The organism is Neobacillus sp. NPDC097160 (assembly GCF_044762155.1).
In the GTDB taxonomy this organism is placed as follows: domain Bacteria; phylum Bacillota; class Bacilli; order Bacillales; family Cytobacillaceae; genus Neobacillus.
In genome coordinates this window covers 55,827-77,448 of sequence record NZ_JBIWDU010000017.1, presented here as the reverse complement: position 1 = coordinate 77,448, position 21,622 = coordinate 55,827, and the positions used below count along the sequence as shown (strand labels likewise).

At 38.1% G+C, this 21,622-nt stretch carries 20 protein-coding genes; 6 read left to right on the top strand and 14 right to left on the bottom strand.

Going from position 1 to position 21,622, the window contains the following annotated elements; genetic code table 11:
• Positions 1-56: 56 nt before the first annotated feature.
• Positions 57-1,238, bottom strand: coding sequence for a response regulator transcription factor (locus tag ACIQXV_RS22155; RefSeq protein WP_402962158.1), 1,182 nt, complete (start codon positions 1,236-1,238; stop codon positions 57-59).
• A 288-nt stretch (positions 1,239-1,526) separates the two neighbouring features.
• On the opposite strand from ACIQXV_RS22155, the gene ACIQXV_RS22150 reads away from it, so the two are divergent.
• From ACIQXV_RS22150 to ACIQXV_RS22135, 4 genes are all read left to right on the top strand, one after another.
• Positions 1,527-2,135, top strand: a complete 609-nt coding sequence (locus tag ACIQXV_RS22150; RefSeq protein ID WP_402962157.1) for a DUF6230 family protein — start codon at positions 1,527-1,529, stop codon at positions 2,133-2,135.
• Between the two features lie 39 nt (positions 2,136-2,174).
• Positions 2,175-2,615 (top strand): DUF6114 domain-containing protein, encoded by a 441-nt coding sequence (locus tag ACIQXV_RS22145; RefSeq protein WP_402962155.1) that lies wholly within the window; start codon positions 2,175-2,177, stop codon positions 2,613-2,615.
• Between the two features lie 85 nt (positions 2,616-2,700).
• Positions 2,701-2,886, top strand: a complete 186-nt coding sequence (locus ACIQXV_RS22140) for a hypothetical protein (RefSeq protein WP_402962153.1) — start codon at positions 2,701-2,703, stop codon at positions 2,884-2,886.
• An 8-nt stretch (positions 2,887-2,894) separates the two neighbouring features.
• Positions 2,895-3,257 (top strand): hypothetical protein, encoded by a 363-nt coding sequence (locus ACIQXV_RS22135; RefSeq protein WP_402962152.1) that lies wholly within the window; start codon positions 2,895-2,897, stop codon positions 3,255-3,257.
• Between the two features lie 109 nt (positions 3,258-3,366).
• Here the strand turns inward: ACIQXV_RS22135 and ACIQXV_RS22130 are convergent, their stop codons facing one another.
• Together ACIQXV_RS22130 and phaQ are read right to left on the bottom strand one after the other, a co-directional pair.
• Positions 3,367-3,966, bottom strand: coding sequence for a hypothetical protein (locus ACIQXV_RS22130; protein ID WP_402962150.1), 600 nt, complete (start codon positions 3,964-3,966; stop codon positions 3,367-3,369).
• Positions 3,947-4,384: a poly-beta-hydroxybutyrate-responsive repressor gene (gene phaQ, locus ACIQXV_RS22125; RefSeq protein ID WP_402962149.1), complete on the bottom strand. Its 438-nt coding sequence runs from the start codon at positions 4,382-4,384 to the stop codon at positions 3,947-3,949. The genes ACIQXV_RS22130 and phaQ overlap by 20 nt, the downstream gene beginning before the upstream one ends.
• 147 nt (positions 4,385-4,531) lie before the next feature.
• Here phaQ and ACIQXV_RS22120 point away from each other — a divergent pair, with 147 nt between their 5' ends.
• On the top strand, positions 4,532-5,314 hold the full coding sequence (locus tag ACIQXV_RS22120; protein WP_402962147.1) for an alpha/beta fold hydrolase: 783 nt from the start codon (positions 4,532-4,534) through the stop codon (positions 5,312-5,314).
• Between the two features lie 76 nt (positions 5,315-5,390).
• On the opposite strand, the gene ACIQXV_RS22115 is transcribed toward ACIQXV_RS22120, so the two are convergent.
• The 8 genes from ACIQXV_RS22115 to ACIQXV_RS22080 form a co-directional block, all read right to left on the bottom strand.
• On the bottom strand, positions 5,391-6,470 hold the full coding sequence (locus ACIQXV_RS22115) for an alpha/beta fold hydrolase (RefSeq protein WP_402962146.1): 1,080 nt from the start codon (positions 6,468-6,470) through the stop codon (positions 5,391-5,393).
• A 20-nt stretch (positions 6,471-6,490) separates the two neighbouring features.
• Entirely contained in the window at positions 6,491-7,030 is a 540-nt protein-coding gene (locus ACIQXV_RS22110; protein ID WP_402962144.1) for a polyhydroxyalkanoate biosynthesis repressor PhaR, read from the bottom strand.
• 19 nt (positions 7,031-7,049) lie between these two features.
• Complete coding sequence (locus ACIQXV_RS22105) at positions 7,050-7,796, bottom strand: hypothetical protein (RefSeq protein WP_402962142.1); 747 nt, start codon at positions 7,794-7,796, stop codon at positions 7,050-7,052.
• 127 nt (positions 7,797-7,923) lie between these two features.
• Positions 7,924-9,555, bottom strand: a complete 1,632-nt coding sequence (locus tag ACIQXV_RS22100) for a long-chain-fatty-acid--CoA ligase (RefSeq protein WP_402962140.1) — start codon at positions 9,553-9,555, stop codon at positions 7,924-7,926.
• Positions 9,556-9,963: 408 nt separating this feature from the next.
• Positions 9,964-12,558 carry a bifunctional acetaldehyde-CoA/alcohol dehydrogenase gene (gene adhE / locus ACIQXV_RS22095; RefSeq protein WP_402962138.1) on the bottom strand — a complete coding sequence of 865 codons (2,595 nt, stop codon included), beginning with the start codon at positions 12,556-12,558 and terminating at the stop codon, positions 9,964-9,966.
• Positions 12,559-12,910: 352 nt separating this feature from the next.
• The gene (ppc, locus tag ACIQXV_RS22090; protein WP_402962137.1) at positions 12,911-15,673 is read right to left on the bottom strand and encodes a phosphoenolpyruvate carboxylase; all 2,763 of its coding nucleotides are present in this window, start codon (positions 15,671-15,673) and stop codon (positions 12,911-12,913) included.
• 168 nt (positions 15,674-15,841) lie between these two features.
• Positions 15,842-16,921: a cadherin-like beta sandwich domain-containing protein gene (locus tag ACIQXV_RS22085; RefSeq protein WP_402962135.1), complete on the bottom strand. Its 1,080-nt coding sequence runs from the start codon at positions 16,919-16,921 to the stop codon at positions 15,842-15,844.
• A 126-nt stretch (positions 16,922-17,047) separates the two neighbouring features.
• The gene (locus ACIQXV_RS22080) at positions 17,048-17,497 is read right to left on the bottom strand and encodes an SRPBCC family protein (protein WP_402962133.1); all 450 of its coding nucleotides are present in this window, start codon (positions 17,495-17,497) and stop codon (positions 17,048-17,050) included.
• Between the two features lie 208 nt (positions 17,498-17,705).
• Between ACIQXV_RS22080 and ACIQXV_RS22075 the strand changes: the two genes are divergently transcribed.
• Positions 17,706-18,344 (top strand): YczE/YyaS/YitT family protein, encoded by a 639-nt coding sequence (locus tag ACIQXV_RS22075; protein WP_402962132.1) that lies wholly within the window; start codon positions 17,706-17,708, stop codon positions 18,342-18,344.
• A 36-nt stretch (positions 18,345-18,380) separates the two neighbouring features.
• On the opposite strand, the gene ACIQXV_RS22070 is transcribed toward ACIQXV_RS22075, so the two are convergent.
• The 3 genes from ACIQXV_RS22070 to ACIQXV_RS22060 all read right to left on the bottom strand — a co-directional run bounded on the left by ACIQXV_RS22070 (position 18,381) and on the right by ACIQXV_RS22060 (position 21,612).
• Positions 18,381-18,947, bottom strand: coding sequence for a hypothetical protein (locus ACIQXV_RS22070; protein ID WP_402962130.1), 567 nt, complete (start codon positions 18,945-18,947; stop codon positions 18,381-18,383).
• 347 nt (positions 18,948-19,294) lie between these two features.
• On the bottom strand, positions 19,295-19,945 hold the full coding sequence (locus ACIQXV_RS22065) for a YcnI family copper-binding membrane protein (RefSeq protein WP_402962129.1): 651 nt from the start codon (positions 19,943-19,945) through the stop codon (positions 19,295-19,297).
• A gap of 23 nt (positions 19,946-19,968) precedes the next feature.
• On the bottom strand, positions 19,969-21,612 hold the full coding sequence (locus ACIQXV_RS22060; protein WP_402962300.1) for a copper resistance CopC/CopD family protein: 1,644 nt from the start codon (positions 21,610-21,612) through the stop codon (positions 19,969-19,971).
• Positions 21,613-21,622: the final 10 nt, after the last annotated feature.

Sequence of the window (21,622 nt, the reverse complement as noted above, 5' to 3'; positions counted from 1 at the left end):
GTGACAAATTAATAATGCCACATTTACAACCATTAATAAAGCATTTCAACATCGAACTAGTCGATTATTCCCATCCTAATCGCCTTAACCGCGACTTCTGTTCTATTCTGTGCGTTAAGTCTCTTCATAATATTTGATATGTAATCTCGTACTGTAAATTCACTTAAATAAAGCTTTAACGCCGCCTCCGCAGTTGAAGCACCATCCGCTAAAAGCTTAATAATTTCCGTTTCCCTCGGTGATAAAGAAATCGAATCACCATCTTGAAAATTCTGCTTTTTAATATCTGCCTCAATAAACTTTGATAGCAATTCCCCAGAGCTTTGCCCAAATTTCATCAATGCCGGAAATAAGCTTGTATCCACTGTAAACTGTTTGCCTGGGCCTTGATCTAAAACAACACCTCCTATAATTTTCCCCTCCACCGGGACATAAATAGGAACAATAATTAGTGAAGTAAGTTCAAATTTTTTCACATACTTTTCTGGAAGGTCATGTTCTGCAAAAGGTATATAAATCGGCTGGAAATTTTTCATTTCATGCCCTTGCGATTTTAACTTCACAAGGCTTTCATTCAGCACTGGTATATTGGTAATCTTTTCTGCAATGGCTTTAATCTCTTCTGTGTTTAAATGATGACCAAACAAGCCAACCCCTATACTTTCCTTATTGGTAAACTTAAAAAGGGCGCACCGTTCAAAGGGGAGAAAATAGCCAAACCCAAAGCAGATATTCTCAACCGACTCCTTAAAATTCTGCGATCGGATAATCCACTCATTAAATAAGATTACAGCATCCTTCCAGATACTATAATTCTCTTTTTCCGATTGAAAAAGCATTACTTCACTAATTTTTGAAAATAAATAATGGACAGAAGGATGTAGTTTAGAAGAGTACGTAATCTTTGATTTTAAAACCTTATGGGCGGCGTTTTCTAACAAATTCAGATGAAAGATAAGTGCTTCCGGTTCGGGGCGCCGCTGAAAATGGGCAAACCAATCCTCCTGAATTTCATTTAACATCCGATATATATCACCATGACCTTGATTGACAGACCGCAAAAACCTTACTAAAAATTCACTTATAAATTCAAACACCGCAATCGATTTCTTATTCGTATTATTAAGAGATTGAAGCATGAGGCTCCATTCATGTAAAAGATCATCTTGATAATGGCTTAACATTTTAACAGCATCATGTAAAAGATTATCTAAATGGTGGTTTAATGACTTTGACATTTTGCACACACCTTCCCTGAAAATCTAGGCTGTTATTCTCTTGTATTATAACAGTTTACTTTCTATATGATAATTCAGCTAAACTTCTCAAAATTCCTGCTTATATTATTCCTTTTTAAATATTTTGTCGTCTCATGTTCTTCCTCATTTAGTTGTAGGAAAAACTTCCTACAAATGTAGGGATTTCTAAACTTACTAATTTATCATAAAATTGTGACGAATGGTGTAAGCATTTACAACTTTTTGAAAATGCTTCAGCTATTTAAAAAAATAAAAGGAGGAAGGAAAATGAATTTAGCAGCAGAAACCGTAATCATTGGAGGGCAAACAGTCAAGAAGAAGTTAGTTTTTGCACTTTTAGGCGGATTTGTATTTTTAGGATCACTTCTAGGGACTTTTGGACTAACAGGCATGGCCGCAGCAGTACCACTAGTGGGTGGATTCCAAGTCAGCTTTGATGAAATGACAGGTACAGGATTTAAACTTTACGGAAGCCTTGCTGATAGTGCGATGAAACAAAACAATCCAGTCGCTGTTAACGAAATTGAAAATGCTACAATTACTAATTTGACAATTAAAAAAGCTATTCCTTTTTTAGGGATTAATGCTGTCATCACTTCCAATAAACCAGTTACCATTACTGGACTTCAACAGAAAGCCACAATGGTACAGGGTGATGCTTCTTTTAATGAGCTAACAATGGCTGAAAAATATGTTGGGGATAGAGATCTTAGTGATCCTAAGGTACTAGCTGGAGCAGCGGCAGAACATTTTACTCAGACTGCAAATTCCATTACCATCAAGAACGGTGTCCTGGATACAGTGTATCTTTTCCAAAAAACAGTAACTCTTAATGGAATGAAAGTTTCATTTGAACCTATTAATGCTCCTAAATAACCTATACATCACAGGATTAACAGGTAAGGGATGATATAAATGAGCTCTATTAATTCAAAACGGAAAAGATTTAAGAATTGGAGAGCAAGGCGCCCTTTTTGGGGGGCGACCTTGTCTATTTTATCAGGAATCATCATATTAATTGTGCCTGCCCAGCTATATGAAATTGCGGCTGCACCAGGGAGTATGATTGTTGTTGGCCTTTTATTGGGGGGCCTTACATTATTAATGGGTGTCCTGGCATATTTCATGCCTAAGCTTTCTACTCTGCTTGGTATAGTGGGTATTTTTGCATCTGTTTTATCAATTATGGGGGCCTTAGGCGGTTTCCTGATCGGTACAATCCTTGGAATTGTTGGGGGTTCAATGTTGATTGCATGGAGCCCTAAAATAGCCGCTGTAGATTCCCAAGAAGTTTCAAATAAAAATCAATTTGCAGAAAAAGAAATAGCATCAAGCAAAGAAACATTACCTCAATAAAGTCCGAAGCCGTTTGGTAGAGTAGGGACGAATAAACAGTTATCAATCAGGCAATTATTATAGTTACAGAAAAACGGTGATAGATTTGAAGCAAAGAAGAAAACCTTATAGAGTTATTATTATATTAATTATTGCAATTAGTGGATTTTTTATTCCTACAATGAATAGTTTTGCGGTTGAATCTACAATAATAGGATTTATTATTGAAGCAAATCAATTAGAAGGTACCATCAATGGAGTAAATCTAACCAATAAAGAAACAATCAATTAGATTGTCCAATGCTCGAACTAAAATTTGAAAATGCTTCGGTTAAAGGATTAATGATTAAAAAGTTAGTTAAAACCCCAAATGGTATTATGACAAATATTATTACTTCCGGTGATACGGTTCTTTTCAAAAATTTGTCCCTATATGTTACAAATCCGGGGGAAATCGAAACCTACACACCTGCTAACGGTAATATTGGTTTAAAGAATGTTAAACTACTTGCACACGCTGTGACAAGTGATAGCTCGATTCTTCCAAAATATAATTTAAGTTTTGAAAATGGAGGAGAAAACGAATTAGAACCAAAGAGTGAGCAAGAGCTAATACAGATTAATGCATATCTTGAAAATTTACTGAAATCACATGCTAAGTAAAATCAAAAAAACCACAATCTTTAATTTTGATAAAAGATTGTGGTTTAGCTTTTATTAAGGTTACTTATGTTAATCAATGCTGTTATTGCCCCTTATTAACCAATTTTGGTTACTGAGTTTTTACTAGTTCTTTAAAACTGTTCTTTCCTCGGTCTACGAGGTTTAAATGAGCATTTCGTGCTTTCTTCACATATTCCTTACGAACCGCTAGCCAAGCATTTCTACGATCACGCGAATAGGCTACACTTGATTCTGCATTTTTTTCAAAATTATCTTCTAACTGATCAACGATATGGAAAATTGATCGTATTGGTGTAAGCGCCAATTTCTCTAATTGTCCAGAAACTTCTTTCAGTTGATTTTTAAGCTCATCACGGTCGTTTGAATGAATGTCTTCTGCTATTATTTCATCTTTACCGGCATTAATTTGATGCACCAATTCACTAACCATATCCTTATTTGTCTTTTTGGTCTGCTCATACAATTTCGCAATGGAATTTCTATATTGCTTGTTGAACTTGATGACTTCCTTTACTGCATTAATATAGGCATCCTCTCTGTTTTCCCGAAGCTGCTCTCTCCGTTCGCGTGATTGCTCATATTGGTCCCAAAACGTAGATACAAATGAACCTACGGCTATCGATTCCTCTGCTGTTGGTATCATTTTTTCATCAGCAGCTAAAACCGTTTCACTTTTCTTCTGAGCCATTGTCTTTCCTCCTCCTACTATTATTTACTTTCTCTATTGGATCCTTCTTTTGAAAAGAAGGAATATAGAGCTCAAGGAAACTGGAATACATCTTAAAAAATTGATCAAGGATTGATTGATATGTTTCTAGTTGATTGGCGTAGCCTTTTAAGTATGTAACACCAGCTTTTGTAATAGAATATCTTCTTTTTGCCGGCCCGCTTCCTGTTGTATCCCATTCTGATGAAACCAGTTCGTCCTTTTCCAACTGTCTTAGCATCCTGTATAAGTTCCCTTGATCAAGGGTCTTAAACCCGAATGTCTCAAGCTTTTGGCTAAGTTCATACCCATGTAGCGATACCCTGCTTAGAAGCAATAAAATAAATGGCAGCACAAAATTTTTTGATGGATTGACTGATTGATTATCTTGGTTTACCATATCTTCATCACCTCACCTACATGTATTTTACACCTATAGGTAATAATTTGCAATATGTAAAATAAATATATAGTAATTCAGTATTTAAATGTTTACAATTTAGTGAACTTGGTTATAAACTTAATAAAAATGGAAGGGTGGTGTAAAATGGAAAAAACTAAAATCAGCAAATTAGGAGTACCTTACCTGCATTTAGGAAAAGGGGAACCACTGATGCTAATCCATGGCTTAGGTGAAGTCAAAGAGGGATGGAAAAACCAATTTGAATTAGCCGATCAATATGAGTTGATTATTCCTGATTTACGCGGGCACGGGGAGTGTACAAAAACGGATAATATATCTATTCAAACCTTTGCCACTGATTTGATCGGTTTGTTAAAAGAGTTAAAAATTGAAAACGCTCACATTCTTGGACTGTCAATGGGCGGAGCCGTTGCACAGGAAATCTACCGTCAGGCTCCCGACCACTGTCGTTCACTCTTGTTAATTAGTACATTCCACTTTTTCCCGAAGAAGCTTAAGGATTTGTTATTTAAGAATCGAAAAGCAAAGTTTGAGGCTGTTTCAGAAGCAGGAAAACAAACAGAATTCCTCGCACATATGGCACTTTACTCCTGGAATAAAGATATGATGGAGGTATTTAGTCACTTTTTTCGTCCAAAACATCAAATTTTCCTTGAATCCTTGAAGATGTGTCTTGAAGTCAATAATCGAACCCTATTACCAACGATCAATGTTCCTACCCTTATTATTGGTGGTCAGTATGACTCTGTTTTACCCGTCTGGATTCAGGCATGCATGCACAAGCTGATTCCACACTCAGAATTTATTATTATGAGGAATACCGGTCATCTCGCCAAACTGGAAGCCAAGGACCGGTTTAACCAACTATTAAGAAGGTTCCTCAATCAGCAAAAAACTGCAGCATAAAATGTATGATTAACGGGAAGAAACGGGCCCTCACTCATCTATCTTCCCGTTAATAATGTATTCGTATTCCTTATAATTATACAAGTCCTTTTTGTTGTTCAATTGAACGTGTTAAAAGCCATTTGTCCCAAATTTCTGCAAACACGCCAGTTAATGCTAGTGATACATGGCCACCGTCATAAACTTCATAGGTCTTATCCTCACTAGAAACTAAGTCCATCACTGGAAGACTTTGTTGCTCTAACACTAGGGTATCACGGGAACAAGAGAAGACGAATAGCGGGCATGTAATATTCTTTAAATCTATTCTCTTACCGCCAATCACCAATTCGCCTTTAAGGAGTTTGTTATCTTTATAGAGATCATTAAACATCTGCTTGAATGCAGCCCCTGCAAACGATGCAGTGTCTTTTGTCCATTTGTCCATGCGTCGCCATTTTTCTACATATTCCTCGTCATGCGCACGAGTAATGAGATTGATTTTAGGACTTCCATAAACTGGTGATAGCATTCTAAACATCAAATAAAGAAATTCTGAAGGAATGGTTTCATGTGCATCAGCAAATTGATCAAAACTAAGATCCCCTTTTTGAAGACCTTCCAGCCACTTATCCGGTACGATCCCAATACTGAAATCAATAGGAACTGCAGCAAGCGTTAAATTCTTAATTGGCAGGTCTGTTATTGAAGCCACGATTGCTGCAACTGTTCCGCCCAAACAATATCCGGCAAGAGATATTTCTTTTGCTCCCGAATGTCTTAGTGCACGTTTAATACCCTTTTCCAAATAATCAAGAATATAATTGTCAAGTGTAATATTACTATCTTCAAGGCCAGGTGAGCCCCAATCCAAGAGATAGACATCATAACCACGTTCTGTAAGACCCCCGACAACGCTGTTCCCTTCACCAATATCAAGGATATACACCTTATTCAATAGAGAGTAGACTAGAAATATTGGAACTGCATGCTTTTTTACTTTCGCAGGGTGGTACCATAATGTTGTTTTATTTTTCTTCCAAACACATTCTCTAGGTGTAGGTATTATATCTAGCTTCGATTCAGTCATAATTTTATAAAGTTGATTCAAGCGTTTGGTTTCTTTTTCTATGTTCAAGCTTGAAAAAAGGTTCGCTCCTAAAACCTTAGTGCTCATGACCATCGCTCCCTTCCATGTTATTTAGGTGTGTTAGAACCAGTGAGCACTAATTCTTTATCTTGCACTTTTTTTGATTCTTTCTTCTGCTGTTCCTTCTCTTTTCCAATAAGATTTTTCAAGGCAGAAAGTTCAGCTTTAATATTATGAATTTCTGACATCTCCTGGGATACTTTTTGAAATTCATTCTTCATTTGCATGACAATAGTAACGACCTCTTCGAACATTCTTACGTTATCTTTCGAAATCGAGCTGACACTTTCTTGTAAATTCCAAATTTGTTCTTCTAAAATATCTATTTTTTCTTCCGCCTGAATGGATAGCTTTGCAGCATTAGCGACATCCTTCTTAGTTGGTATATTCATTAATGCCGCAATAAACTCTTGGTTTTTTCTTACCTGTTCCAAATAACGCGAATAGGTATTTAATCCTAAATTCGCTGTACGAACAAATTCTTTATTGTCTGTAAGATTGTATAACAGTCCATTTAATTGTTTTTCCCACATTCCACTTAACTGCCTGAATCCAAACAATGGATCAAATGATTGTTCATTTGACATGATGCAGCGCTCCTCGAATTTATGATTTTGTAAGTTCCTCGTTTTTTTCCAAGTATTTATTTAATGGGAACATTAACGTTTTAATTTGTCTTGCAAAAAGATTAACAAAGCCCTTCTGATTTTCATAAATTAAGTTCCCCGCTTGTTTAACCGTTTTTATATACTGCTGCCTGCCTTTTTTCCGAAGGATAATATATTGGTCAATCATCTCAAGATATTTATCCATAGACAGATTGCTTGCAATCTTTTGACACGGTGTGGCCAGAATTGTCAATGTCTTTTCTTGAATTTGATCAATCTGCTCATTTATCTCTTCATAAGACTTAAGCGGGAAAAAGTGCTGCAGACTGGTGGTGGACATTAAAAATTCCTCTCTAGCCGTTTTTTCCCATGCAGAAAATTCCTGGTAAAATTGTGCAGCTAGTTCAACCATATTTCCTTGATTCCGCTGAACACTTTCTGCAAAAAGATTTGCCTCTTTTAAGAAAACTTCATCTCGAAAATCGGCGCGCTTCTCCCATTCGTCCAGTTCACCAAACGCATGGCGCCAAAGAATATCTAAACTTGAAAGTTGTTCTTCATTTTCTTTTTCAGCGATTTTCTCAGCTTCTGATTTTGCCTCAAGCACTGGTTCTTCTACCTTATTTTCCACTGTTTCATTTGCCGGTGTTGCTTCAATTACCTGCTGTGCTTCAAGCTCTGGTACATTTTTGTGAGTGTTGGTTTCTTTCAAGTCTTTTTTTTCATTTTCCTTTTTCCCAGCCATCTTTCTCGCATCCTTTTAAAATTTTTTTTGCTATTCCAAGACCTCGTATTAAATAAATGGGTGATTTTCTATGAAGTAGTTCTGAAGATAATAGGACAAAAGTTTGTGTGCTTTCTGGAGGTGTGTTTCATACTTGAGCTTTTTCTTGCTCCTTGCGTAACATTCTTCTTAATAATTTTCCGACAGACGACTTAGGCAACTCATCAAGTATTTCAATTTCTTTTGGCACCTTATATGGCGCAAGATTTACCTTTGCAAACTCAATTAATTTTTCCGGTGTTACAGCTTCACCCGGTTTTACCTTAACAAATGCCTTTACTGTTTCTCCGCGGTATGTGTCAGGAACCCCAATAACAATGGCTTCCTCCACCGCTTCATGCTGATACAACACTTCTTCAATCTCGCGAGGGTAAACATTGTAGCCGCTGGCAATGATAATATCCTTCTTACGATCCAAGATAAAAAAGTATCCATCTTCATCCATTTTTGCGATATCACCGGTAAAAAGCCAGCCGTCTTTCAACACCATTTCTGTATCTCCAGGACGTTTCCAGTATCCTTTCATTACTTGCGGCCCTCGGAGGATCAACTCTCCAGCTGCTCCCACAGGCACATCTACAAAGCCTTCGGGGGTTTCTTCCACAATTCTTGCCTCCGTTCCCGGTAATGGAATCCCAACACTACCTAATTTACGCGGCAGAAATGGAGGGGTGGAAATCGCAGAAGGAGCTGTTTCTGAAAGTCCGTACCCGTCTGACAATCTAGTTCCTACTCTTTTTTCAAACGATTTAACCTGTTCAATAGGAAGCGGTGCGCCACCGCTGTTCAAATAATAAATATCGCCAATGCTGCTTTCTTCTAAATGCGGATGACTATTCAATGCGAATATCATTGTTGGTACCGCTGTCATTTGGAATGGTTTCTCCCGTTTAACTAGCTCTAACACTTCATTAACATCGAATCGAGGCAAAATGAGCTGGTTACAGCCAATTCTAATTGCCGAAAGTGCATTACAGGAGAGTCCATAAACATGAAACATTGGCAGGACACTAACAATTTTAAAGTTCTCCGGTTTCTCATCAACTGCATTATAGGTAAAATCGCATACCTGAATAATGTTGGCCAATAGATTATGATGGGTAAGCATAACCCCTTTGGATACTCCTGTTGTTCCGCCAGTGTATTGTAAAATTGCTACATCTTCATGGATGTCTATTGGAATTTCAGGAATGACATTATCATGGGTCAAAAAGTCTTCAAAATAGATATCTCCATCTGCAAGCGGAATTCTCTTTCCTCCAAACCCAACGACAATGAGCTTTTTCAGTGATGTTTTTGGCTGCACTTGTATTACTCTGGGATAAAGGGCTTCAAATACAACCATGTATTCTGCTCCGGAATCGTTCAGGACATATTCAATTTCTCTTTCCACATACATTGGATTCACTTGAACGGCAATACCACCCAATCGAAATGCAGCAAATAAACTTAAAATATAGTGCGGGCAGTTAGGGAGCATGATTGCGATCCGATCTCCCTTTTTCAGTCCTACTCGATATAATGAAGCAGAAAACCACTCAGATATCATTCTAGTTTCTTTATAGCTCCATGATTTTCCAAAAAATGATAATGCAGGCTTGTCATTATGAATATTTGCCGCCTGCTTTAAAAGGTCAAATAATGAATCGTACTCAATTGATACATCCTTACTAATTCTAGGATCATAAAACTTTAACCATGGCTTTTTTTGGTAAACCACATTTTTCCCCTCCTTATTTTCCCTTCCAATTCAATAAATAAAGTGAAACTAGAGTCGTTCACACTAGTAAACTTGGAAGAAGTTGTAACCACTTAAATTATTGTTTTAAAAAAGATTTTTGTAAATGCGCCAATTTCGACATACTTCATCAATTTTCATAATATTAAGTTTAAGAAGAGGAATATTACGTCAAGCAATAACAAAATACAACAAAATTCGATGAATTTTGACAAGTATCCCTGGTTTGTTCACAAAAGATTCGATTATTCCACTATCCTTTTAACAGGTAAATAGTTATAGCAAAAAAAGAATATTACTATAAATCAGTAGCTTACTGTGTTTACTATTTTGTATCAGTCCCAAAGAATTGTGACTGATTTTTAAAAGTTTGCAGCGAACTTACTTACCCTAATAAGCCTGGCGATAAATTTCAGCTAGTTCACTAATAAATGGCTGTTTTGGATTTGCAATCGTATCCTGATCGTCAAAGGCATGTTCAGCAAGTTCGTCTACTTTGCTCATAAATTCTTCTTTATTAACACCGTTTGCTTCGATACTCATCGGAATATCCACTTCCCCGGCAAGGGCAATAATTGCCGTAATTAAGCTGTCAATCCCTTCTTCAATTGAACTTGCAGGGAGTCCAAGCATTTTAGCAATTTCCGCATAGCGTACATCCGCAATAAAATGTTCGTATTTAGGATATGTCATGAATTTATTAGGTTTTGCCGCATTATAACGGATTACGTGCGGTAAAAGGATGGCATTTGCTCGTCCATGTGGGATAGCAAACTCTGCACCTAGTACATGGGCAAGGCTATGATTGATTCCTAAGAATGAGTTGGCAAAGGCCATTCCTGCAATAGTTGAAGCATTGTGCATTTTTTCGCGTGCCCGTTCATCGCTGCCGTCCCTGTAAGCCCTTGGTAAATACTCAAAGACAAGCTGGATGGCTTTTAATGCCAATCCGTCTGTATAATCATTAGCCAAAACCGAAACATACGCCTCAATCGCATGTGTCAGTACATCCATTCCAGTGTCTGCAGTAACATGTTTAGGAACAGTCATGACAAACTGCGGGTCAACAATCGCAACATCCGGTGTCAACTGAAAATCTGCCAGCGGGTATTTCATATTAGTCTTTTTATCTGTTATAACGGAAAAGGCAGTTACCTCCGAACCAGTTCCGGATGTGGTTGGAATCGCAACAAATTTTGCTTTTCCACGAAGCGCCGGAAATTTCACTACTCTCTTAGATGGATCAAAGAATTTTTGCGTTAAGCTATGGAAATCGGTATCAGGATGTTCGTAGAATAGCCACATTGCCTTTGCTGCGTCCATGACGGAACCACCGCCAAGGGCAATGATGCAATCCGGCTGGAACTTTCTCATTCTTTCTGCGCCCTTCATGACAGTTTCAATACTAGGTTCGGGTTCAATATCTGAAAAAGCTTCACACTGAATATGACTGCCATTCTTCTTAAGATAATAGAGAACTTTGTCGACATAGGCATTTTTTATTGAGCTTCCGCTTGTGACAATAAATGCTTTCGAGATGCCTGGAATCTGTGCTAGCATTTGGATGGAATTTTGCTCGAAGAAAATTTGTGATGGCACTTTAAACCATTGGGTCATCTTTCTCCTTTTTGCCACTTTTTTGATATTAATTAAATTTGCTGCACCGACATTCTGTGACACAGAGTTCCCTCCGTAAGTCCCACATCCAATTGTTAAGGACGGTAATGATGTGTTATAAATATCCCCGATTGCCCCATGGGTTGATGGTGTATTGACAATAATTCGGCCGGCTTTCATTCGTAGTGCGAATAGATCAACTAAATTTTGGTCAGCTGTATGAACCGCTGCCGAATGGCCAAGGCCGCCGTATTCAAGTGTTTCCTCAGCAATTTGCAAGCCTTCTGCAAAACTATTAACCTTATAGCAGGCTAAAAGCGGGCTTAGTTTTTCACAGGAGAGCGGATATTTCGGGCCTACTCCCTCTAGCTCAGCAATAAGGATTTTGGTATTTACAGGAACATTGACACCAGCCATTTTTGCAATCAAATGGGCCGGCAAACCAACAATCATAGGATTAAGTGCAGCGTGTTTAGGATCGATCGCAATCCGCTCAACCATTTGTCTTTCTTCTTCATTTAGGAAATAACAGTTGTTTGCAATTAATTCCTGCCTTACTTCGTCATAAATTTCTTTGTCGATTATAAGAGCCTGTTCCGAAGCGCAAATCATGCCGTTGTCAAATGTTTTTGATAAGATAAGGTCATTGACAGCTCGTTTGATATCGGCTGTCCTTTCTATATAGCAAGGAACATTTCCAGCTCCGACACCAAGTGCTGGTTTTCCTGAACTGTAGGCAGCTGTTACAAGGTTAGGCCCTCCTGTTGCAAGGATGAGGGAAATCTTCGGATGTTTCATCAATGTTTGAAATGCTTCATGGGAAGGTATTTCAATCCACTGGATGCAATTCTCGGGAGCACCGGCTTTGACAGCAGCTTTCCTTAGTAGCTCAGCTGCGATTGTGCAACATTTTTGAGCATAACGAGGAAAAGCAAAGATAATTGGATTTCTTGTTTTAAGTGAAATTAACGATTTAAAGATTACAGTTGAAGTTGGATTTGTAATTGGGATAATTCCAGCAATTACACCTACTGGCTCGGCCATCTCAACCATACCTTCATTCTCATTTTCACTTATTACTCCAACTGTTTTTATATCCCTAATGTTGTTATAGATACTCTCTGTCGCAAACATATTTTTGAAAACCTTATCCTCATAAACTCCTCTTTTTGTTTCATCTATTGCTAGTTTTGCTAAGTATTTATGATTTTCAAGTGCTGTTAGGGCCATCTGCTTGACAATTTCATCAACCATTTCCTGATTGAAACAGCGAAATTCTCCTAGTGCCTTTGCAGCGTTATTGGCTAATGTATCAATCATCGCCGGAACTAAATGCTTTTCTTGTACCATATTTTCTTTTACAGCCATACATAATCCCCTCCAGAATCAATCATCTTTCGCATGTTTATACGAATTAGGCTTCGTCCAGCAGTGACATATTTTTAAATTCACTCCTTTATTTCTATACTGGCTAAAATATACCATGTTGGTTCGGACAAAAATTGTCGAATTTTGCGTAGAAATGAATGAATACCCATTCATTATTTATTTATTCACAAAATGTTCAAAATTATAATGCACCGCTGTATAAGAAAAGCGCAAGCGCCCTGGTCAGCGGCGTATGGCCTCCTCGAAAAAGCTAATGGAGCGCTCCAACTTCCTATCTATTAAAAAAAGCGATAAACCTTTATTGAAAAGGTTTATCGCTTTTATAGGACTATCAACCAGTATTCCGTAACCCGGCAGAAATGCCGCTAATGGTTAGGAGGACTTCCGTTAAGAGTTCATCATTTGGCTCGTCCTGTTTTCGTAACTCTTGAATAAGGTTCACCTGTAAAAAGTTTAACGGATCCACGTATGGATTTCGTCTGTAAACTGAGTCTTTTATGTTTGGAGTGTGATCAAGCAATTCTTTATCGCCGGTAATTTTAAGAAGAATTGTTTTTGTTTTCTCATACTCTTCAAGAATATTGGCAAAGATCCTTTCGGCAATTGTTTTATCTTCAACAAGCAATAAATATTCTTTTGCCGTCGTAATATCTGCCTTCATCAATGCCATGTTTAGGTTATCAATGGTTGATTGAAAGAATGGCCACTTTTGATACATTTCCTGCAGCAGCTTAAGATTTTGCTCGCTTTTTGCTGCAAAGCTGTCTAAACCGGTACCGGCAGCATACCATGCAGGAAGAAGCTGGCGGCTTTGTGTCCAAGCAAACACCCATGGAATCGCCCTTAAGTCCTCAAATCTCCCTTTATTCTTGCGACTCATCGGTCTTGATCCGATATTCAAATCTCCTAGCTCTTTTAATGGCGTGGCTTCATTAAAGTAGGTAAGGAAATCAGGATCACCAAATACAAGTGATTGATATTTTGCTAAGGCAGCACTAGAGATATCCTCAATCGATTCCTCCCAAACTTGTTCACGTAAAGGCCCTTGTTCCTCATCTTTGGAAACATGTGCTGCCGCAAGAATCAAGGTAGAGGTCGCCTGTTCTAAACTTCGATAGGCAATATCCTCAAGCAGGTATCGTGAAGACAAAACTTCACCTTGTTCGGTAATTTTAACACCATCCCCGATTGTTTCCGCCGGTTGTGAAAGAATGCTTTTATTTAACGGACCGCCGCCGCGCCCTAATGATCCCCCGCGGCCATGGAAAAATTTAAGGCCTATCTGATACCTTTTGGCCATTTCATGAATTTCAATCTGCGCTTTATACAGCTTCCAGTTGGCCGTTAACGTCCCGCCATCTTTACTGCCATCTGAGTAACCAAGCATAATTTCCTGCTGGTTCCCCATGATTTGCAAATGATTACGGTAAACTGGCATGTTGAAAAGAGTTTCCATAATGGCTGGACCTGCTGTTAAATCATCGATTGTTTCCAGTAATGGTGCCACATGTAAATGACTTTCTAACATTCCATCTGCATGAAGTCGGTAAATTCCGGCTTCTTTTGCTAAAACAAGAACCTCTAACAAGTCGCTAGGTGATTTCGTCATGCTGACAAGATAAACAGAAATCGACCTTTTTCCAAATCCCTCATGTGCATCTTTAATCATTTGGAACACTTTAATCATTTCCTGTGTTTCCGTTGAATAATCTTCATTAAGTAAAAGAAGCGGGCGCGGATCAATGAGAATAGTTTGTAATATTTTTATCTTTTCCTCTTCAGAGAGGGCTGCATAATTTTCAGCAATGCGGACTTTGCGCAGGATTTCTGTCATTGCTGCCTCATGCTCACCGCTATGGTTACGGATATCCAGTGTGGCTAAATGGAAGCCAAACAGCTGGACTTGACGGATTAGTTTTTGAATAATTTTTAATTCGTGTGCCGTTGGGTGATGCTGTTTTAAGCTATTGTTAATCATGAACAAATCGGCTAATAATTCATCAGCTGATTGATAACCTAAGTCAGATTTGCCGACTTGCCGTATTCTTTCAATGATAAGGGCAAAGACACGACGGTATACTTCAGTTTTTATTGGCCATTTTTTTTCTTCTGTTAAAAATATTTCCTCTTTTTCCTTAAGGAATGACAGAAGCTCGTCACTGACCTCAACCCTTGTCGTGGAATGACTGTATCGTTTCATTAAATCAACTAAAACATTTTTATATTTTTTTAAGACAAGCCTTCGCTGTCTCTCTAATGTCTCCCAAGTTACATCATGGGTAACATTTGGATTTCCATCACGGTCACCGCCAATCCATGAACCGAAGCGAAGGAAGTTTGGAACCTCCCAAGAAGTATTTGGATAGTTTTTTTCAAGACACTCTGCTACCTCCTGATGAATTTCAGGTAACACCTCAAAAAGGGTTTGATCAAAATAGTACAATCCATTGCGCACTTCATCCAACACGGTCGGCTTATGTTCGCGCAGTTCATCCGTTTGCCACAAAATAGCAACCTCATTAAACAAGCTGTCTTCTAGCTTTTTTTGTTCTCTATTCGACAGTAATGGATGATCAAGCTGCTTTAATAAAACGGCAATTCGCTGCTGTATTTCAAGAATGGAACGTTTTGTCGCCTCAGTCGGATGAGCGGTGATGACTAATTCAAGAGACAATGTTTGTAGGACGTTTTGAATGACATCGTCTGTAATATCATTTTCTTTAAGTTTTAGAATGGCACTCTCAATGGAACCAGGTTGAACGATCGTGTCATCTTCAAGCTGATATTGTCTCCGCCTCCGAATTCGGTGGTTCTGCTCTGCTGCATTGATCAAATGGAAGTACATTGAAAACGCCCGTATGACTTGTTTCCGCATTGGCGAGCTTAAGCCGGCAATTTCTTCTTTTAAGGCAGTATATATCTCTTGGTCAAAGTGAGTCCTTAGTGTTTTGCACGTAAGTCTTATTTTTTCCACTTTTTCAAAAAGTTCCTCACCACCATGATTAACAAGGATCTCTCCTAGCATTTTACCAAGTAATTTTACATCGCGACGCAATGGAAGACTGCTGTCATTTAACTTCAAATCTGTTGCCATAATGATCACCTTCCCTTAATTCAAAAAATTCACTAAATTTTTTATATATAAATATAACATTCTTTATGGAACATGTTCAATATCTAATTTAAATTTACTTTATCACTTTAGACCAAAAATGGACAAATAAAAAACCATCCTGCTCCTATTTGAAGCAGGATGACATCGTTATTCCTTCCTATCGAAAACCAATACATACGTTTTCCGGTCATCATCACCGTTTGAAACGACAACAGAAATAATCGTTTTCTGATCGTCTTCCAACTGAATTATTTTACTGGTGCTGCCTTCTATTAATATTGTGGAGCTGTTATAACTCGCTGTTGGTTCAATGGTAATCGTCTTTGTATCATTCGAAACTGCCACATGGTAAGTATACTCACTAGCAGAAAAGGTACTGTCCCAAGTCCCACCAGAAACCGTTAGTGCGGAAAGTGTTGCCTTGCTCGTCTTTTGAACTTCACTGGAATTTTGCATCTGAGAGGCCGTTTGAACTGAATTCGTTCTAGTATTCTGTGCTGGAATAGCTGTATTAACTGCAGCCGGTTCAGCTCGTTCTACATGGATTGTATAGCTCTTTTTCATTCCGTTCTCCGCCGTAACGTTAATAAGGATGTCTGACTTACCGGTTGGAATTTTTACTAAAACCCCCTCCGCTTTCGCTAACACCCCATTCACTTCAACCGTTGCTTTTTGATCAACAGCACTTGGTAATACTGTTAGAGCAGACGTATCATTTTTAACCGGGACAGTATATTCTGTAATGGCAGAAGAAAATGCCGGTGATAGTTGTCCAGTTGAGAGTTTAATATTTTGCAGAAGATTATTAGCATTTTGCTTTCTTGTTATGGAAAGGGTGTAGGTATTTATTGAATGGCTGCTATCCTTAACAGAAATAAGAAATACGTTCTTACCAGTTTGAAGTGATAGTGGATTAGGGTTTGCATTTTTCACAGACGCACCATTTATCGTGATCAAAGAATCCGGATTACCACTTTCAACAAGCAGGTTAATAGATTGAACGTTATTTTCCACCGTTGCAGCATATTCATTTACATCTGCTAAAAAATCCTTATCTAACTTGATCCCTTCAATTTCTAATTTTGAAAGTAGGTTTGATGTTTCTTGCCCTACTGCGGTGGCAGTGCTTTCTGCATATGCAGTTGGTATGTACCACCCTGTTTGCATTCCGAGCATTGTGACAATAAGAATGGCGTTTAGTCCTTTTTTAGGTACCTTTGTGAACATAGCAAATACTCCTCATTTCTTTTTAGGCTAGTGGATTTGGGACTAAAAATACCATTCAATGCTTAAGATAAGCTTAATTTAAAGAGCTGCAACCTATAGTTTATTATGGTTTGCAGCTTGGTCTTTTTATTTTCTATTAAATTGCTCCAGTTTCGAAGAGATGGCAACAGCCACTTCTTCATCCCTTATTTGGATCGCCTTTTTAAAAAGTGAATTTGCTAACGACCCCATCGGCCCTGTTGCATTAATTTCGAGAAACCCTGTAACCCGTGTTTTATTTCTATTTAATGCTTTTGCTTCAAAATATCCTTCACCAATATACTTTTCGTTCTTCCTTTTTAATTCAAAGCATACCTTATTTGGCTCATTCCACTCCTTAATATCAATGACAAGAGTGACCTTTTTTTTCATGACGACAAGGTCGCTTTTAAATTCCCAACTGATTTGCCTGTCATTTATTTTTTCATGTTGAATATACCCTGGAACAAGTGGTGCCCAATTATTTTCGTCTCTGATAAAGTCCCAAATTACCTCAATCGGGATATCTAATTCTACATGTTGTAATTCACTTGGCATTGTTGTATCCCTCTTTCATTGTCAAAGTAAAAGACCTTCAAGGTGTGAAGGTCTTTTTTTAAATATATGATAAAAATTTGTTTATAGAATAAACATATCATCTTCATAATTTAAATTAACTATTGAAAAAAGTGACAGTGCATTTTAAGATATGTAGATAGGTTTTAATATTCAGAAAAATCAACAGGATAATTGGGGGTACACCGGGTTGAAACTCTTTCAGTATGTATTATTCTTTTTGGGGTTAACCTTTTTTGGCTTAGGTAATGCCATCGCCGTTAAGGTTAAATATGTTGGATTGCATCCTTGGGAAGTCCTAAATGTGGCACTCTATCAGCATTTTGGATTAACCATTGGTACATGGGGAGTGATTTGCGGGCTCTTCTTAATCATCATTTCCTTGTTTGTTGCCCGAAGCTATATAAGCATAGGAACCATCTTAAATGCCCTGTGTATTGGACCGATCATGGACTTTTTTCTTTGGGTAGATATTCTTCCAAAGGCTACCAATACATGGCTGGATTATCTTATTCTCCTTTCTGGGGTAGTGATTACTGGCATTGGCGGCGGAATGTATGTAGCAGCAGGAATTGGTGCCGGCCCGAGGGATGGTTTTATGCTTTCTATCTCTGATAAAACTAGGTTGTCGGTAAGCCAAGCGCGGATGATCGTTGAAAGTTTCGTCTTAGTGATTGGGTTCTTATTAGGGGGCCCTGTGTTTATCGCCACATTCCTTTATACCTTTATACAAAGTCCGGTTTTCCAACGCTCATTAAAACTATTTAAGGTGTTAGTGGAAACTATCAAAAAGAAAAAAAGCCCGGCTCCTGGAGGAATCGCCTTATGAGTCAAAAACCAAGCCCCTGTTTAAATGAGGGGCTCCTTAGATCACTTCCACTCTATCAGTGCAATATTCTTGATAATAATTTTGAACGTAGCTTGACAGATTCCCTTCGTAAATTAATTCTAGCGATGCCGACTCCTTAATATCATGTGGAGTTACAAGGGAAAGCGGCTTTTGCTTTTTTATTGGGATCCCTGACTCTTCAAGAAGAGCTGCAACAAAGTGGGAGCAAAAGAAGGCATTCTTTCGATCGATCTCCATGTTTAGCATCACTGCAATTAAACCAATCAGATTGTATCTGTAATCATCCTTATGCTCTTCCATTTCCTTAATTTTAGCGATGATCTTTTGAAATTGTTTTTCGGTGATGGTAACGCAATAAATGGCGCAATCGGCATTCCTAAAAAAACCACCCCGAATGTTCTCCTGTACAAACCCCGCCATGAAAGGATTCCTTGGATTTCTCCTGCCGAAACTATAAACCTTGTTAAAATGGTCATCTATCACAATAGAAGCATGGTTGTGGGGTTTCTTCGTATAAAGCTTGATTATTTTTGTAAAAATGGTGCCCGTGTCAGTTAAAAGGACATAGATCTTCCTGTTCATAACAAAAAACCTCCTGCGAAAATTCATTTTCAATTGGGAGGATAAAGTAAATTTCATACTTAAGCTGATTTCCTCTATAAAATAGTCTAAACGGCTGCCAATGGAAAGGAAACAATCTCAAGTTTTATATTCAGCTAAGACCTGAGGCTTAGATATTATTGCTTAATTTGATTGGTTAACTTAGAAACCCTATTTTCCCCTGATTAGAAATAAACTGTTAATCTAATTATAGTTGAGATTTAATAAGATTGGGAGTGTATCTAAGACAATATTTAGTATTTTTTTCCTAAAAAAAACAGGAGATGCCTAAGGCTCCCCTGTAATCAGACCACGTTTTTAGTTTTTAGTTATTTTTTACGGAATGCGAGAACAAGTGCAATAAGTGAGAGTAATGCAGCTGCACCTGATAAAATAAGTGGCAGTGAAACCGATGTTTCATTCTCTTTCTCAACCTCAGTTGGTTGAGCCTTATCCGTTTTTTCAGCATGTTCTGTCGTTGCTGTGTCATGATGATCGGTCGATGTCGCCGTCACAATATCGGTAATGGAATGCGGAGAATCAGAACCTTCATCACCTGTCCACTCGACAACACTTCCATCTTTGTAATATTGAAAAGCATCCCACGCTGCCTTTGTTGCCTTATCAGGGTTTTTTGCGACAAATACAAATTGTTGAAATTGGCCTGCTTGGATCCCATCACCAGTTGCTTCAAATGTGAAGGTTTTTACTTTTCCACTTGCATCTTTTTCACTAGAATAAGTCCACCCAGGAACAGGTTGATAGGACATAACCTCGACGCCTTCTGGTGCCTTTATTGTAACTTTAGTTGTGGCAACATCTTTTTCAACCGGAACCTTTAATGTATAGGTTTCCCATGCACCTGTTGCTGATGTTTTCGGAACAACTGTTACATGTGCGCTCGCGATACTTGAAAAGAAAAATAAACTGATTACTGCCGGAATAAATATTTTTGAAATCTTACCCATCATTTTTTTCATATAAATTCTCCTTGAATGTTTTTTTATTGGCTGCCAACCAAAACGTTAAAATCCGTATCGATACTTTCTAACGATTTCGTCAACACATGGACATGAACGTTCCAGTCGCCAACCATGATAAAATGCAAACCTTTTACTTCGTACTTGCCTTCAGCGACTTTTTTCAAATTGACCGTTTCTTTTCCCATATCCATGTCAAGCATGGTAAAGGTCAGGTGTAATTGTTCAATATCTTTGATTGGCTTCCCTTGACGGTCTTTTAACACAACCTCAAATAAATTTTCCCCAATGATATTGGGCGTCACTCTTAACGTAACCTGTTCACCCTGGTTCACTTTTTTTGTTTCCTTAAATGGCCCAGGTGATTGCATGGCAGTTGGCAAATTGGTTAAAACAACGGAAAGAATAAGGATTACTACTCCAATGGAAAGCTCGCCCCATAGTGAAGCGATCAGTCCTTTCTCCCTATGTCGTTTTCCTTTAATAAAATTTATTGCCGCAAGGATGAGCATGAACAGGAACAAAATTACTTTACAAACTAACACCTTTCCGTAGTTCGTTTGAACAAGAGAAGAAAGGTTTGGAATATATAATAGACTGCCAAACACACCCGTAAAGGTTAAAAGAATGACAAGGATGATCCCCCATTTAGAGAATCGTTTTATCATTTGTAGATATTCTTGCTTCGTTTCTTCGTTTTTACGCCAAGGTAACAGCGCTACAAATCCGATTAAACTTCCTATCCAAATCGATGCAGCCAGTAAATGGAGAAAGTCCATTGATATCGTTACTAATTGGTTGGTTTGGGCCGCGGCATGACTTGTTAGTGCCTTTGTCAGCAACAAAGTAATGCCTAAGCTGAAGCAGGCCCATAGGATGACCTTTTTAGTGCTTTCAGCCATTCCGATAAAAGAAGTTATGAGAGCAAGCGTTACCAGGATTGCTGCTTGGTAGATCCATGCTTGACCAAATGCCGTATTCGTTAAAACATTTTCAAATAATTGAAAGCTGAACACTTCACTCCAAGGGAGTCCAGATTCAATCGTTGTTTGCAATGGCAGGCTTAACAGAATGCTAATGAATATAAGTCCAAAACTTGCACTTAACAGTCTAAAGAACAACTTATTTACGGAACCATTTTGCCTATATCCTTTGGGCAAAATAACCATGTAAAAAAAGAGAAGCCCGACATAGCATGCGTTACTGATATATTGCAGCCAGCGGATGATGATAAGATCCGCTTTTGGGGTGTAGCCCTTTGTTTCTTTTTGAAAAACAGCTGAACCTTGATCTTCAGCACCAATTTGAAAGGGGATGACTCCTTCAACAGGATGACCGTCGCTTGAAACAACCTTCCATTTTATTCGATACGTACCATCCCGAAGGTTCTGTTTCAATCCGCTCCTTAGGATTGAAGGTTGTTTAGGATCAATACGTCCATTTTTCTTATCGACACGCTTCCCGTCCGAATCGAAAACTTTAATCGAATTAAAGGCCGGCTGGATGGTTTCATCAAATTGAATCATTATTGCTTTTGGCGCTTGTTCAAGAACCTCATTTTCTAAAGGCGTCGATTTTTTTATGTATGCGTGGGCAGAAAAAATAGACGGAAATAAAAATAGAAACAGGGAAACGATAACCATGAACATGCTGAATTTTATTTTCACTTTCAATCTA

Bases quoted from the DNA above. Each gene is read 5' to 3' on its own strand.
- ACIQXV_RS22145 (WP_402962155.1), top strand. From the start codon at position 2,175: ATGAGCTCTATTAATTCAAAACGGAAAAGATTTAAGAATTGGAGAGCA.
- adhE (WP_402962138.1), bottom strand. From the start codon at position 12,558: ATGGCTGTAAAAGAAAATATGGTACAAGAAAAGCATTTAGTTCCGGCG.
- ACIQXV_RS22155 (WP_402962158.1), bottom strand. From the start codon at position 1,238: ATGTCAAAGTCATTAAACCACCATTTAGATAATCTTTTACATGATGCT.
- phaQ (WP_402962149.1), bottom strand. From the start codon at position 4,384: ATGGTAAACCAAGATAATCAATCAGTCAATCCATCAAAAAATTTTGTG.
- ppc (WP_402962137.1), bottom strand. From the start codon at position 15,673: ATGGCAACAGATTTGAAGTTAAATGACAGCAGTCTTCCATTGCGTCGC.
- ACIQXV_RS22080 (WP_402962133.1), bottom strand. From the start codon at position 17,497: ATGCCAAGTGAATTACAACATGTAGAATTAGATATCCCGATTGAGGTA.
- ACIQXV_RS22085 (WP_402962135.1), bottom strand. From the start codon at position 16,921: ATGTTCACAAAGGTACCTAAAAAAGGACTAAACGCCATTCTTATTGTC.
- ACIQXV_RS22135 (WP_402962152.1), top strand. From the start codon at position 2,895: ATGCTCGAACTAAAATTTGAAAATGCTTCGGTTAAAGGATTAATGATT.
- ACIQXV_RS22065 (WP_402962129.1), bottom strand. From the start codon at position 19,945: ATGAAAAAAATGATGGGTAAGATTTCAAAAATATTTATTCCGGCAGTA.
- ACIQXV_RS22150 (WP_402962157.1), top strand. From the start codon at position 1,527: ATGAATTTAGCAGCAGAAACCGTAATCATTGGAGGGCAAACAGTCAAG.
- ACIQXV_RS22070 (WP_402962130.1), bottom strand. From the start codon at position 18,947: ATGAACAGGAAGATCTATGTCCTTTTAACTGACACGGGCACCATTTTT.
- ACIQXV_RS22110 (WP_402962144.1), bottom strand. From the start codon at position 7,030: ATGTCAAATGAACAATCATTTGATCCATTGTTTGGATTCAGGCAGTTA.
- ACIQXV_RS22130 (WP_402962150.1), bottom strand. From the start codon at position 3,966: ATGGCTCAGAAGAAAAGTGAAACGGTTTTAGCTGCTGATGAAAAAATG.
- ACIQXV_RS22115 (WP_402962146.1), bottom strand. From the start codon at position 6,470: ATGAGCACTAAGGTTTTAGGAGCGAACCTTTTTTCAAGCTTGAACATA.
- ACIQXV_RS22105 (WP_402962142.1), bottom strand. From the start codon at position 7,796: ATGGCTGGGAAAAAGGAAAATGAAAAAAAAGACTTGAAAGAAACCAAC.
- ACIQXV_RS22120 (WP_402962147.1), top strand. From the start codon at position 4,532: ATGGAAAAAACTAAAATCAGCAAATTAGGAGTACCTTACCTGCATTTA.